Annotated in this window: 12 protein-coding genes; 4 read left to right on the plus strand and 8 right to left on the minus strand. The window is 62.2% G+C overall.

Annotated features, from left to right (window positions below; all coding sequences use genetic code 11):
* The first annotated feature begins 167 nt into the window (after window positions 1-167).
* Window positions 168-845 carry an FCD domain-containing protein gene (locus EJ075_RS30285; RefSeq protein ID WP_126106823.1) on the plus strand — a complete coding sequence of 226 codons (678 nt, stop codon included), beginning with the start codon at window positions 168-170 and terminating at the stop codon, window positions 843-845.
* A 45-nt stretch (window positions 846-890) separates the two neighbouring features.
* Complete coding sequence (locus tag EJ075_RS30290; protein ID WP_164547225.1) at window positions 891-2,426, plus strand: GMC family oxidoreductase N-terminal domain-containing protein; 1,536 nt, start codon at window positions 891-893, stop codon at window positions 2,424-2,426.
* A gap of 86 nt (window positions 2,427-2,512) precedes the next feature.
* Here the strand turns inward: EJ075_RS30290 and EJ075_RS30295 are convergent, their stop codons facing one another.
* The 6 genes from EJ075_RS30295 to EJ075_RS30320 form a co-directional block, all read right to left on the minus strand.
* Window positions 2,513-3,340, minus strand: a complete 828-nt coding sequence (locus tag EJ075_RS30295; protein WP_126106824.1) for an inositol monophosphatase family protein — start codon at window positions 3,338-3,340, stop codon at window positions 2,513-2,515.
* The gene (gene ttcA, locus EJ075_RS30300; RefSeq protein WP_126106825.1) at window positions 3,330-4,223 is read right to left on the minus strand and encodes a tRNA 2-thiocytidine(32) synthetase TtcA; all 894 of its coding nucleotides are present in this window, start codon (window positions 4,221-4,223) and stop codon (window positions 3,330-3,332) included. Before ttcA ends, EJ075_RS30295 begins: the two co-directional genes overlap by 11 nt.
* Window positions 4,224-4,361: 138 nt before the next feature.
* A complete protein-coding gene (rpsD, locus tag EJ075_RS30305; protein WP_029353615.1) occupies window positions 4,362-4,979 on the minus strand; it encodes a 30S ribosomal protein S4 in 618 nt (205 codons plus the stop codon).
* Between the two features lie 368 nt (window positions 4,980-5,347).
* Complete coding sequence (locus EJ075_RS30310) at window positions 5,348-5,536, minus strand: DUF3008 family protein (protein ID WP_126106826.1); 189 nt, start codon at window positions 5,534-5,536, stop codon at window positions 5,348-5,350.
* 60 nt (window positions 5,537-5,596) lie between these two features.
* Window positions 5,597-6,409, minus strand: coding sequence for a glutamate racemase (murI, locus tag EJ075_RS30315; protein WP_126106827.1), 813 nt, complete (start codon window positions 6,407-6,409; stop codon window positions 5,597-5,599).
* A gap of 169 nt (window positions 6,410-6,578) precedes the next feature.
* Window positions 6,579-7,424, minus strand: a complete 846-nt coding sequence (locus EJ075_RS30320) for an RNA methyltransferase (RefSeq protein ID WP_126106828.1) — start codon at window positions 7,422-7,424, stop codon at window positions 6,579-6,581.
* Between the two features lie 219 nt (window positions 7,425-7,643).
* Between EJ075_RS30320 and EJ075_RS30325 the strand changes: the two genes are divergently transcribed.
* Both EJ075_RS30325 and EJ075_RS30330 read left to right on the plus strand, forming a co-directional pair.
* Window positions 7,644-8,855 carry an NADP-dependent isocitrate dehydrogenase gene (locus EJ075_RS30325; RefSeq protein ID WP_126106829.1) on the plus strand — a complete coding sequence of 404 codons (1,212 nt, stop codon included), beginning with the start codon at window positions 7,644-7,646 and terminating at the stop codon, window positions 8,853-8,855.
* A 12-nt stretch (window positions 8,856-8,867) separates the two neighbouring features.
* Window positions 8,868-9,494: a glutathione S-transferase family protein gene (locus EJ075_RS30330; RefSeq protein WP_126106830.1), complete on the plus strand. Its 627-nt coding sequence runs from the start codon at window positions 8,868-8,870 to the stop codon at window positions 9,492-9,494.
* Between the two features lie 28 nt (window positions 9,495-9,522).
* Here the strand turns inward: EJ075_RS30330 and EJ075_RS30335 are convergent, their stop codons facing one another.
* Both EJ075_RS30335 and alaS read right to left on the minus strand, forming a co-directional pair.
* Window positions 9,523-10,302 carry a PhzF family phenazine biosynthesis protein gene (locus tag EJ075_RS30335; protein WP_095489596.1) on the minus strand — a complete coding sequence of 260 codons (780 nt, stop codon included), beginning with the start codon at window positions 10,300-10,302 and terminating at the stop codon, window positions 9,523-9,525.
* Window positions 10,303-10,361: 59 nt separating this feature from the next.
* The gene (gene alaS, locus EJ075_RS30340) at window positions 10,362-13,028 is read right to left on the minus strand and encodes an alanine--tRNA ligase (RefSeq protein WP_095489597.1); all 2,667 of its coding nucleotides are present in this window, start codon (window positions 13,026-13,028) and stop codon (window positions 10,362-10,364) included.
* Window positions 13,029-13,217: the final 189 nt, after the last annotated feature.

Genomic DNA, 13,217 nt, shown 5'->3' on the forward strand with positions numbered 1-13,217 from the left:
CAAAGAAACAACTGCGGCACTCAACCATCGCGCAACTGGTGTTGTCAACCACTGGGCGCAGATGTAGATTGGTTGAGTTGGTTGAGTGCCGTGTTCATCGATTCCGCGTCACAAGATGATGTCAGGACGTTGAGTCGGCGGCTGCCGATCAGACAGGAGATTTGGTTTTGAACGCATTCGAGCCGCAGATCGTATCATCGGATCTCGACGACATCATTGCAGCGGTCCGCCGGTTGCAACAGGGTGGCGGCAAGTTGCCTTCCGAGCGTGACCTTGCCGAACATCTGAATGTGAAGCGTCACCAGCTTCGCAAGGCGCTCGAATTGCTGCGTCAGTCAGGCGATTTGAAACCGGCGCGCGCCAGGCGTGCGCCAACCGCCCTGCCCCGATATGGCGAGGAGCTTGTCAGGGTAACCAATCCAATCGAGGTTTTGGAATTGCGCCTGCTGATGGAGCCGGGCCTCGCCCGGCTGGCATCGCTGCGCGCTTCGTCATTCGAGACGGCCCGGATCATCGATGCGGCAACCACGCCGGAGAATGCCTCGTCGGGCGCAGTCGATTTCGCGTTTCATCTCGCCATCGTTGCAGCCGCTCGCAACCATCTTGCCGCTGAATTCTACAAGATGCTGCGCCAGGTCGGGGTCGATGCGCGGGTGAAGATCGCACGCACCGCGGCACCCACCTGCCCCAAGCGGATCGCCGAGCGCGACGGCGAACATCGTCTGATTGCCGAAGCGATCTCGAAACGCGACCCGGAAGCGGCCGAGGCGGCGATGCGCGCGCATTTGCTGTCCGTGCAAAGACAGATCACCGAACGATCGAATGCCGGCGCCTTTGCCGCATAAGCGTGTTTTCCTATTAGCCAGGCAGCCTGCGCGGGGACTTCAAAAGTGAAACGTCATTTCGACGTGCTGGTCGTCGGCGCGGGATCGGCCGGCTCGGTGGTGGCCAGCCGGCTGAGCGAGGACCGATCATGCCAGGTCGGCCTGATCGAGGCCGGGGTGATGCCGTCCGATCCCGACATCGCCAACCCGCTGAAATGGACGATGCTGCAAGGCCGCGCCTACGACTGGGCCTATCGGACAGTGCCGCAACCCTTTACCGCAAACCGCGTGCACGAATGGCCACGTGGAAAGATCGTCGGCGGTTCGAGCTGCCTGCATGCCATGGCCTATGTGCGTGGTCATCCCGATGATTTCGAACCCTGGGCGGCTGCCGGCGGCGAGCGCTGGTCCTTTTCGGGCTTGTTGCCGGGCTTTGTCCGCAGTGAAGCTTTCACCGCCTTCGATGCGCCGTCGCGCGGCCGTAGCGGACCGTTGGACGTCTACCTGCCGGATGCAGAGGTCAGCCCCGTCGTCCGCGCCTATATGGCCGCCGGACGGGCCATGGGAATCTCCGCCTTGACCGATCACAACAGCGGCGAGCTGGCCGGCACCAGCCCCAATTCGCTGAACATCCGCGCCGGCCGGCGCCTGAGCGTCGCCGATGCCTATCTGCCGCCGGAGGTCAGGGCACGACCGAACCTTGCCTTGCTCACCGCCCACGAGGTCGAGCACCTCCTGCTGGAGGGCCAGCGGGCCACGGGTGTGGCTGTCGTGCGTGACGGAGAGACCACGACGGTCTCCGCCGACAGGATCGTTCTTTGCGCCGGCGCGGTGTCGTCGCCGCTCATCCTCATGCGGTCGGGCATTGGCGATGCGGATACGCTGACGCAAGCGGGGATACGCTGCCTCGCCGACCGAAGCGATGTCGGCCGCAATTTGCAGGACCATCTGCTGGTTCTTGGAAATGTCTACAGCACCAAAAAACCGCTGCCGCCGTCGCGCCTGCAGCACTCGGAATCGCTGATGTACCTGCATGGCAGCGATATTACTCGTTCGACGGGAAGCCCCGATATCGTGCTCGCCTGCGTCGTTGCCCCATCAGCCGCAGACGGCCTGAGTGCCCCGCCCTATGGCTCGGCTTTCACGATTCTATGCGGCGTCACCCATCCGACCAGCCGTGGGCGCATCGCACCGAGCGGGCCGGGCCGGGCCGATGCACCCATCATCGACCCGCATTATCTCGAAACCGAACACGACCGGGCGGTTTTCAGGACGGCCCTGAAGACGGCGCGCACCATTGGTCATCATCCAGCGCTCGACGAATGGCGCGACGTGGAAGTCCTGCCGGGATCGCCGGTGCGGTCGGACGCCGATCTTGACGCTTTCATCGCGAGCGCCGCTTCCACACATCATCATCCTGCCGGCACGTGCAGGATGGGCGGGGATGCCGACGCCGTCGTCGACCCGGATTTGCGGCTGAACGGCTTCGACAACGTCTTCATCGTCGACGCGTCAGTGATGCCGACGATCCCGAGCGGGCCGATCAACGCCGCCGTAGTCGCAATCGCGGAAACCTGGGCGACAGCCTCGGCTAGCGCGTGACCCTAAAAGTCGGAATCATATCGAGCGCAATGCGGGCTAATCGAGATCGGCCGGGCGTGGCCTGAACCGGATCGATGCCGGACGGCCTATTCCGCCCAGAGCTCGCGGCGCAGTTCGTGCCAGCTTTCCTTGTCCGGCGCGACAAGAAGGCCGCCTCCGACATGCGAAGGCAGATAGGCGCTGCCGTCGAAACGCGCCGCGTAACCACCTGCCTCGGCATGAATCAGCACACCGGCCAGATGATCCCACGGCATCAGCTTGTTGTAGACGACGAAGTGGGCGTGGCCGCTCGCCAGCAGGCGGTATTCGTGCGCCGCGCAGCGATAGCCGAACTGCGACAGGGATTTCGTCTGGTTGCGCGCCAGCCGTGACCGTTCCGGCTCGGGCATGTATTGCCAGGAAACCGCACCGGTCATTTGCGAGATCGGTGCAGGCTCGGCGACATGCACCTTCTCCAGAGTGCCATGCGCATGCCGTATGTGGCTGCCGGCACCCTTGGCGCCGATCAGCCAGTCCTTGCCGACGGGATCGTGAATGATGCCGGCGACGGTCTCGCCCTTCACCACGACGCCGAGCATGACGCCGAACAGCGGCACGCCGGAGGCGAAGTTGAAGGTGCCGTCGACCGGATCGATGACGAAGGCGAGATCGGCGTCGCCGAGACCCTGGAGCAGCGCCGGATCGTCGGAGCATGCCTCTTCGCCGACGATCATCGCCTGGGGGTAACGCTCACGCAGCCTGACGGTGATGAGCCGCTCGGCATTCACGTCGGCCTCCGTCACCAGGTCGGCTGCCGAGGTTTTTTGGCGAACCTCGCCCTCATCCAGCCGACGAAAACGCGGCATGATCTCGGCAATGGCGGCGTCGGACAGAAGGGTGGCAAGCCAGTCGATCGCGGTATCGTCAAATGTCATCGGGAATGTCTTGCCTTGTGGTGTGGGTCTCGTTGAGGGCGGCGAAATCGAACAGCTTTCTGTCGAGCAGATGCGAGGGCCGCACATTGGTCATGGCGTGGATCATCGTGTCCTTGCGGCCGGGCATGCGCTTTTCCAGGCCGTCGAGCATCGCCTTCATCGCATTGCGCTGCAAGCCATCCTGGCTCCCGCATAGATCGCACGGGATGATCGGGAATTTCATGGCGCTGGCGAATTTTTCGAGATCGGCCTCGGCACAAAAGGCAAGCGGCCGCAGCACCATGACGTCGCCGTCGTCGTTGAGCAGTTTTGGCGGCATGGCGGCGAGGCGCCCACCATGGAATAGGTTCATGAAAAAGGTTTCAAGTATGTCCTCGCGGTGATGCCCGAGCACCAGCGCCGAGCAACCCTCCTCCCGCGCGATGCGGTAGAGATGGCCGCGCCTGAGCCGCGAGCACAGCGAACAGTAGGTGCTGCCCTCGGGAAGCTTGTCGGTCACCACCGAATAAGTGTCCTGATATTCGATGCGGTGCGGGATGGCGTATTTATTGAGATAGTCGGGCAATATGTGTTTGGGAAAATTGGGCTGGCCCTGGTCTAGATTGCAGGCCAACAGCTCGACCGGCAGCAGCCCGCGCCATTTGAGGTCGAGCAGCAAAGCGAGCAGGCCATAGGAATCCTTGCCGCCCGACAAGGCAACCAGCCAGCGATCGCCTGGCCTCACCATCGAAAAATCGTCGATCGCCTGACGGGCGAGACGCAGCAGCCGTTTGCGCAGCTTGTTGAACTCGACGGAGGACGGCACATCGGCAAACAGCGGATGAAAGCCGCCTGCGGCATCGGCGATCGGTTCGAGTGTCTTGGCATCAGGCAGCATGTTCATGGCGCGTCGGCCCCAAAGGTCCTTGTTGCTGCCCGGATTAGCGCATCGGCCCGAAAATCGAAATCGATTTTCGGATGCCCAAAAGAAAAGGCCGCCTCGAGGGGCGGCCTTCGATGCTGTTGCAGATGAAGAAATCGATCAGCGCGAATAGAATTCGACGACCAGGTTCGGTTCCATCTGCACGGCGAATGGAACATCCGACAGGCCGGGGATGCGCCCGAAGGTCGCGGTCATCTTGTTGTGGTCGACCTCGATGTAATCAGGCACGTCGCGCTCGGCCAGGCCTACCGATTCCAGGACGATCACCAGCTGCTTCGACTTTTCGCGCACTTCGATGACGTCGCCCGGCTTGCAGCGGTACGAGCCGATGTTGACGCGCTTGCCGTTGACATTGATGTGGCCGTGATTGACGAACTGGCGGGCGGCAAAAATGGTCGGCACGAACTTGGCGCGGTAGACGACCGCGTCGAGACGCGATTCGAGCAGGCCGATCAGGTTCTCCGAGGTGTCGCCCTTGCGACGATCCGCCTCTTCATAGACCTTGCGGAACTGCTTTTCCGAAACGTCGCCGTAGTGACCCTTCAGCTTCTGCTTGGCACGCAGCTGCAGGCCGAAATCGGAAAGCTTGCCCTTGCGGCGCTGGCCATGCTGGCCGGGACCGTATTCGCGCTTGTTGACCGGGGATTTCGGGCGGCCCCAGATGTTTTCGCCGAGACGGCGGTCGATCTTGTATTTCGCAGATTCGCGCTTGCTCATCGCATTCCCTTTCAAAACAGTACACCCGGAACCTCATGGTCCGGGTGAAGGAAACGCGCCCTCCTCTGGCCCCCGTTTTCGAGACCTGACAGGGTTTTCCCACGCAACGCGGCGGAAAACCCACGGGACACGTCATTTTACACAAGACCCGGGAAATAGAGCGCTTCCCAAACGTCTTGCGCACATAAAGAAACCACCGGGCATTGCGGCCCGGTGTTGATGGGCTGATTAAACGGAGATTTAACCGGTGTCAAGCTTGCGGCTGGCGCCGGTGATGGCGAGTGGATACGACCCAAGGGCCGCGGCTCGGCCGCGGCTGTCAAACCATGGAACCGGAACCGACCTCCCTGCCTGGTGCGGACGAGCGGCTAGTGCTTCGCTTTCTTCTCCGGCAGGCCCTTACGTTTGGTCTCGGCAAATTCCTCGAGCTGTTTTTCGCTCATGGATTTGTACATTCCCTTCGAAGGGCCTTTGAGCTCGCTCTTCTTGGTCTCGCCACGCTTGGCGGACAATGCCGCGCCGGCAGCTTTCTGCTGGGACTTTGATGTGGCTGGCATGATCGTTTCTCCTGTTGCCAATGGGAGAAAACGTATCGGTCGGGATGATGTTCCTAAATATCAGGAAATCGCCAGCCCAAACCCCTGCATCAGGCGGCGAGTCGGGAAATCAACCCTCTTTGAGGTGAAGACAGCAACATCGGCGCCTTCCGGCAGCGCGTCGCCGCGATTCCTGCCCTCGATGTCAACGAGCAGCGAGAGCGCCCGTCGCGCGATCGCTTCAGCTGGATCGAGCCAATCAACCGGCCAAGGTGCCGTCTTGCGCATGCGGTTGGCCAGAAAGGGATAATGGGTGCAGGCAAGCACGACGATGTCGGTCCGCAGTCCATCATGATCGACGAAGCACGGTGCGATCTCAGCACGCACGGCCTCTTCGTCGACAAAGCCCTCGCGCATATAGACCTCGGCCAGTCCCGCCAGGCCGTCGCTGCCAACCAGGCGGACATGGCATTTCTGGGCCCATTTGCTGATTAGGTCGCGCGTATACTGGCGCTTGACGGTGCCGGGCGTCGCCAGCACCGAAACAAGTCCGGAGCGCGTGCGTTCCGCCGCCGGCTTGATCGCCGGCACCGTGCCGACGAAAGGATGGCCGGGAAATCGTTCGCGCAGCGCATCGATGACCAGCGTCGAGGCGGTGTTGCAGGCGATGACCGAAATAGCTGGCGAAAAACGGGCGAGCAGCCTGCCGAACAGCTCCAGTACATGTGCCCTCAGCGCCGGTTCCTCCCAAGCCCCATAAGGGAAAGCCGCGTCGTCGGCGACATAGACGAAGCGGCGGTCGGGCATCAGCACGCGCGCTTCGCGCAGCACCGTCAGGCCGCCGATGCCGGAATCGAACATCAGGATTGGACGGGGGTTTGAAGGGTTGGTCATTGTCATTGATTAGGAGAAAGGACTGGGATTACGAGAAAAGACTGGGACTCAGAGGGAAGGCTGGGACCACGGCAGGAAGATGGTCGCACATCCGAGGGTCCATCATTTTGAAATGATGGACCCCACCAAATAACATTCGGTTACCAGTGGTAGGCCCAACGATTTGTTCCTAGTCGTTGTCTTCCGCCTTGGCGGCGCGTGCCGCGGCTGCCGGAAGCCGTCTTGGATCATCACCCGGCGATCCGTCGCCGCGCGGCATGGCCGGCGAAAACCTGTCCAGCGATGATATTATGCCGCGCAGCACCTTGAGCTCCTGCTCGGCGAAGCCGGCACGCGTCAGCACCGCGCGCAGATTGTCGACCATCTTCGGCTTCTTCGGCGCCGGACGGAAATAGCCGCGCGCCTCGAGCGCGCCTTCCAGATACGCGAACAGGCCGTGCAACTGTTCCTTGGTCGCCGGCATCATGTCAGGGCTGGAAAAATTGGTTTTCGTCTCATCTTCCAAGCCCGACTTCATCCATTCATAGGACATCAGCAGGGCCGCCTGGGCAATGTTGAGCGAAGAGAAGGCGGGATCGACCGGGAAGGTGACGATCTCGTCGGCGAGGCCGACCTCGTCATTGTAGAGCCCGAACCGCTCGCGGCCGAACAGGATGCCGGTGCGCTGCCCGGCTTGCTGGCGCGCTCTCAGCGCCCTGCCCGCCTCGACCGGTCCGCGCACCGGCTTGAAATTATCACGCGCGCGCGCCGTGGTGGCGAAGACGAAGTTCAGGTCGGCAACCGCCGAGGCCAGATCGTCAAAGACCGTGACGGCATCGATGACATGGTCGGCGCGGCTCGCGGCAGCGCGCGCCTTCTCGCTTGGCCAGCCGTCGCGCGGATTCACGAGGCGCAGTTCGGCAAGCCCAAAATTCGCCATGGCGCGCGCGACCATGCCGATATTCTCGCCGAGCTGCGGCTCGACGAGGATGATCGCCGGGCCTGCGGCAGGAGGGATGTCGTTACTGGCTTGCATGATGTCAATGAACTGCTGTTTGCGGCATTTCAGCGTCCCCTGCCATATCCGGCCGCGAAAATGAAGCGTTCACAAGGAGAGGCCGATGGCGGTAGTCGAGCCAGGCCACGCGGATCGCCGTTTGCGCGGCCAAAAATGCTTTGATATACGGGCCGCATCCCCGGCCGAAAGCCATGCGGGCAAGGCCGTTCCGATCCCCAACAATGAGGCATTCTTTCCATGGCGAAGATCAAGGTGGCGAACCCGGTCGTCGAACTCGACGGCGACGAGATGACCCGCATCATCTGGCAGTTCATCAAGGATAAGCTGATTCACCCCTATCTCGACCTCAAGCTTGAATATTACGACCTCAGCGTCGAGCACCGCGACGCCACCAACGACCAGGTGACGATCGATTCGGCCAATGCCATCAAGAAACATGGCGTTGGCGTGAAATGCGCAACGATCACGCCCGACGAGCAGCGTGTCGAGGAATTCAAGCTGAAGAAGATGTGGAAGTCGCCGAACGGCACCATCCGCAACATCCTCGGCGGCACCATCTTTCGCGAGCCGATCATCATGAAGAACGTGCCGCGGCTGGTGCCCGGCTGGACCAAGCCGATCATAGTGGGCCGTCATGCCTTCGGCGACCAGTACCGTGCCACCGACTTCCGCTTTCCCGGCAAGGGCAAGCTGACGATCAAGTTCGTCGGCGAGGACGGCAAGGTCATCGAGCATGAGGTGTTCGATGCGCCGGCCGCCGGCGTCGCCATGGCCATGTACAATCTCGACGAGTCGATCCGGGAATTCGCCCGCGCCTCGCTGAATTACGGCCTGCTGCGCAACTACCCGGTCTACCTCTCGACCAAGAACACCATCCTCAAGGCCTATGACGGCCGCTTCAAGGACATTTTCCAGGAAGTCTACGAGGCTGAATTCGAGGCCGAATTCAAGGCGAAAAAGATCTGGTACGAGCACCGGCTGATCGACGACATGGTCGCCTCCAGCCTGAAATGGTCGGGCGGCTATGTCTGGGCCTGCAAGAACTACGATGGCGACGTGCAGTCGGACACGGTGGCGCAAGGTTTTGGGTCGCTAGGCCTGATGACCTCGGTGCTGATGACGCCGGACGGCAAGACGGTGGAGGCGGAGGCGGCACATGGCACCGTCACCCGTCACTATCGCCAGCATCAGAAGGGCGAGGAAACCTCGACCAATTCGATCGCCTCGATCTTCGCCTGGACGCGCGGGCTCGCCCATCGCGCCAAGCTCGACGACAACGCCGAGTTGAAGCGTTTTGCTGAGACGCTCGAAAGGGTCTGCATCCAGACCGTCGAGGCCGGCTTCATGACCAAGGACCTGTCGCTGCTGATCGGCCCCGACCAGCCATGGCTTTCGACCACCGGTTTCCTCGACAAGATCGATGAGAATCTGCAGAAGGCGATGGCCTGACGGCCAAACGAGATGACCAAGCCGATCCTCTACGGGGCGGACTACAGCGTCTATGTGCGCATCGTCCGCCTCGTGCTCGAGGAAAAGGGCATCGACTATGAGCTTGTGCCGGTCGATGTCTTCGCGGCGGACGGTATTCCCCGCTGGTATTTCGGCCATCACCCGTTCGGTCGCATCCCTGCCTTCGAGCATGACGGGTTTCGGCTTTGCGAGACCAGCGCAATTGCCAGATATGTCGACGAGGCGTTCGACGGGCCGGCGCTGCAACCGCAAGAGGCGCGCAGTCGGGCGACCATGAACCAGATCATCGGCATGCTCGACGCCTATGCCTATCGGGCTATGGTCTGGGATGTCGCCGTCGAGCGGCTGGAGAAGACAACACCCGACGAAGCCCTGATCGCCGACGGGCTTTTAAAGGCCCGCACGACTTTGCAGGCGCTCTCCTCCCTGAAAGCCCCGGGACCATGGCTGATGGGAAGCGAACTGACGCTGGCCGACCTGCATGCGGCGCCGATCATCGGCTATTTCATCAGGGTCGCCGAAGGGCGGAACCTGCTCGCCGAGTTTGCCGATGTCCAGGCCTGGTGGGTTCGCATCGCCGAGCGCCCGAGTTTTGCCCGTACTGAAAAGGCCGGGTGAGGCGAAGCGGTCTCCGAATGGCAGCTGCTCATTCGGGAAGATAGATTTCCGCCTTCATGAAAGTCTTCGCACGACCTATGATCAGCACGCGATCTCCAGCCAGGTCGCACAGCAAATGCCCGCCGCGCCGCGAGCATTGGAATGCCGACAGATGCGTCTTGCCGAGTTTTTCAGACCAGTAAGGCACCAGTGTCGCATGAGTGGAGCCAGTCACCGGGTCCTCGGGAATGCCCGCCCCAGGCACGAAATAACGCGAGACGAAATCATGGGCTCGCCCAGGCGCCGTAATGACCAGGCCAAGAGGATGAAGGGTTCCGATCCTCAGCAGATCGGGAACGAATGACCGTACGGAAGCCTCGTCGGCAAGCTCGACAAACAGGTTTTCGAAATTGCGGAAGCTCGCAACCGGACGCAGGGGAAATATCTCTTGCAGCGCCAGCGTTAACTTCCCTCCGAGCGGCTGCGGCGGAAAACACGGCAGATCGAGCTGGTAGGTACCTTCCCGCTGGGAAACTCGTAACTCACCCACCCGCGTGGCAAAGGCCATGTCGCCAGGCACATTGTGTTCCGCGGCCAATACATGGGCGGTCGCAAGAGTAGCATGGCCACAGAAGTCGACTTCATGAACCGGCGTGAACCAGCGCAAATCCCAACTCTCGCCATTCGGCCGCGCAAACGCGGTTTCAGCAAGATTGTTCTCGTTTGCGATGGCCTGCATCACATCGTCCGATAGCCAGTCCGCCAAAATGAGAACGGCAGCAGGGTTGCCCTGGAAAGCCCGTTCGGCAAAGGCGTCGACTTGATACATGGTCAACGTTGCCACATCATCCCCGCTGCCACTTCGGCCTCGCCTGACTGGTGGAGGATTCACGCAGCTTCCAGCGCCGCCTTCACCGCAGCAATCGCTTCCTCGGCTTTCGAGGCATCCGGGCCGCCGGCCTGGGCCATGTCAGGCCGACCGCCGCCGCCCTGCCCGCCCAAGGCAGCGGATGCCACGCGCACCAGATCGACGGCGCTGAAGCGAGCGGTCAGATCGTCGGTGACACCGACCACGACGCTCGCCTTGTTGTCCTCGCCGGCGCCAACGAAGACCACGATGCCGGAGCCGAGCGACTTCTTGCCGGCATCGGCCAACGGCTTCAAATCTTTTGGCGAGACGCCGGACACCGCCTTGCCAAGGAAACCGATACCGGCAATGGTTTCGTTTTCCGCAGGCACACCGGATGGCGAGCGGTCGCCCAGCGCCAGCTTCTTGCGCGCCTCGGTCAGTTCCTTTTCGAGCTTCTTGCGCTCATCGAGCAGCGCCTCGACGCGGGCCGGCACGTCGGCCGGCGAAATCTTCAGCGTGGCAGCGACCGCCTTCAGCCGTTTGTCCTGCTCGTCGAGATGCTTTCTGGCCGCCTCTCCGGTCAACGCCTCGATACGGCGCACGCCGGCGGCGACAGCGCTGTCCGACACGACGCGCACCAGACCGATATCGCCGGTCGCCCTGACATGCGTGCCGCCGCAGAGCTCGACCGAATAGGGCCGGTTGGCCTTGGCGCCATGCAAGCCCGTTCCCATCGAAACGACGCGCACTTCGTCGCCATACTTCTCGCCGAACAGCGCCATGGCGCCCTCGGCGATGGCGTCGTCGACCGACATAAGGCGCGTCGACACCGGGCTGTTCTGGACGACGATCTCGTTGGCCATGCGCTCGACCTCTTCGAGCTCGTCCGGCGAAATCGGCTTGTTGTGCGAGATGTCGAAGCGCAGACGCTCGGGCGCGACCAGCGAGCCCTTCTGCGCGACATGAGTGCCGAGCACCTCGCGCAGCGCCTCATGGATCAGATGCGTCGCGGAATGGTTCGCGCGCAGCCTGGAGCGGCGCGCATGGTCGACCTTCAGCTCGACGGTTCCGCCCGTGTTGACCGTGCCGCTGATCACCTTGCCGAGATGCACGAAAAGCCCATCGGCCTTCTTCTGCGTATCGGAGATCTCGATCGAGAACCCTTCGCCTAAAATGAGGCCGGTGTCGCCCATCTGGCCGCCGGATTCGCCATAGAACGGCGTCTGGTTGACGACCACGGCAACGGCGTCGCCCTTGGCCGCGCTGTCAACGGTCTTGCCGTCCCTGACCAGCGCCTGGATGAGGCCTTCCGCCTGCTCGGTCTCGTAACCGAGGAACTCGGTGGCGCCGTTCTTCTCGCGCACCGGGAACCACACCGTTTCGGTCGCGGCCTCGCCGGAGCCAGCCCAGCTCTTGCGCGCCTCGGCCTTCTGCTGCTCCATCGCATTGGTGAAGCCGGCAAGATCGACCGAGATGTTGCGCTGACGCAGCGCGTCCTGCGTCAGATCGAGCGGAAAGCCATAGGTGTCGTAGAGCTTGAAGGCTGTCTCGCCATCCAGCATGTCGCCGGCGCCCAGTCTTTCCGTCGCCTCCGAAAGCAGGCCCAGGCCGCGCACCAGCGTCTTGCGGAAACGCGTTTCCTCAAGCTTCAGCGTCTCGGTGATCATCTGTTCGCCGCGCACCAGTTCCGGGTAGGCCTGGCCCATCTCGCGCACCAGCGCCGGCACCAGGCGCCACATCAGCGGATCGCGGGCACCGAGCAACTGTGCATGGCGCATGGCGCGGCGCATGATGCGACGAAGCACATAGCCGCGGCCTTCATTGGACGGCAGCACGCCGTCGGCCACCAGGAAGCAAGACGAACGCAAATGATCGGCGATGACGCGGAACGATCCGACGGTGTCCGCATCCGGACCGCGGCCGAGCGCGGACGACGCAGCGTCGACCAGGTGACGGAACAGGTCGGTCTCGAAGACGCTCTCCACCCCTTGCAGAATGGAGGCCATGCGCTCCAGGCCCATGCCGGTGTCGATCGACGGGCGCGGCAGGTCGATGCGCTCGTCCTTCGTCACCTGTTCATACTGCATGAACACCAGGTTCCAGAATTCGAGAAAACGGTCGCCGTCCTCCTCGGGGCTGCCGGGAGGCCCGCCCCAGATGTGCTCGCCACGGTCGATGAAGATCTCCGAGCACGGCCCACAAGGTCCGGTGTCGCCCATCGCCCAGAAATTGTCCGAGGTCGGAATGCGGATGATGCGATCGTCGGAAAAGCCGGCGATCTTCTTCCAGAAGGCGGCGGCCTCGTCATCGGTGTGATAGACGGTGACCAGCAGCTTGTCCTGCTTCAGCCCGAACTCCTTGGTGATCAGGTTCCAGGCAAGCTCGATAGCGCGTTCCTTGAAATAGTCGCCGAACGAGAAATTGCCGAGCATCTCGAAGAAGGTCAGGTGGCGGGCGGTGTAGCCGACATTGTCGAGGTCATTGTGCTTGCCGCCGGCGCGCACACTCTTCTGAGCCGTCGTGGCACGCGAATAAGGTCGCTTTTCCAGGCCTGTGAAGACGTTCTTGAACTGCACCATGCCGGCATTGGTGAACATCAGCGTCGGATCGTTGCGCGGCACCAGCGGGCTCGACGCGACGACCTCGTGACCCTCCTTGCGGAAATAGTCGAGGAATGTCGACCGGATCTCGTTAACGCCACTCATGAATAATACTGCCTTTTAACTTTTAGAGAGAGCCGTCGGCCCGGCCGACGGCAAATGGACATGGCCTTTTAGCCGCCGCGTTGCACCCTGTCCAGAAACACGGAATTGGGCCAATTTGCAGGGCTTGTCGGTCATCTCGGCGCCGCCGCTGAAACGCAAACCGCCGGCGCTAGGCCGGCGGTTCGAAAC

Source organism: Mesorhizobium sp. M6A.T.Cr.TU.016.01.1.1, assembly GCF_003952585.1.
GTDB lineage: Bacteria > Pseudomonadota > Alphaproteobacteria > Rhizobiales > Rhizobiaceae > Mesorhizobium > Mesorhizobium mediterraneum.

What these genes read in the sequence shown, in the direction of transcription:
- EJ075_RS30295 (WP_126106824.1), bottom strand. Translation starts at nt 3,340, where the DNA reads ATGACATTTGACGATACCGCGATCGACTGGCTTGCCACCCTTCTGTCC.
- ttcA (WP_126106825.1), bottom strand. Translation starts at nt 4,223, where the DNA reads ATGAACATGCTGCCTGATGCCAAGACACTCGAACCGATCGCCGATGCC.
- rpsD (WP_029353615.1), bottom strand. Translation starts at nt 4,979, where the DNA reads ATGAGCAAGCGCGAATCTGCGAAATACAAGATCGACCGCCGTCTCGGC.
- EJ075_RS30310 (WP_126106826.1), bottom strand. Translation starts at nt 5,536, where the DNA reads ATGCCAGCCACATCAAAGTCCCAGCAGAAAGCTGCCGGCGCGGCATTG.
- murI (WP_126106827.1), bottom strand. Translation starts at nt 6,409, where the DNA reads ATGACCAACCCTTCAAACCCCCGTCCAATCCTGATGTTCGATTCCGGC.
- EJ075_RS30320 (WP_126106828.1), bottom strand. Translation starts at nt 7,424, where the DNA reads ATGCAAGCCAGTAACGACATCCCTCCTGCCGCAGGCCCGGCGATCATC.
- EJ075_RS30325 (WP_126106829.1), top strand. Translation starts at nt 7,644, where the DNA reads ATGGCGAAGATCAAGGTGGCGAACCCGGTCGTCGAACTCGACGGCGAC.
- EJ075_RS30330 (WP_126106830.1), top strand. Translation starts at nt 8,868, where the DNA reads ATGACCAAGCCGATCCTCTACGGGGCGGACTACAGCGTCTATGTGCGC.
- EJ075_RS30335 (WP_095489596.1), bottom strand. Translation starts at nt 10,302, where the DNA reads ATGTATCAAGTCGACGCCTTTGCCGAACGGGCTTTCCAGGGCAACCCT.
- alaS (WP_095489597.1), bottom strand. Translation starts at nt 13,028, where the DNA reads ATGAGTGGCGTTAACGAGATCCGGTCGACATTCCTCGACTATTTCCGC.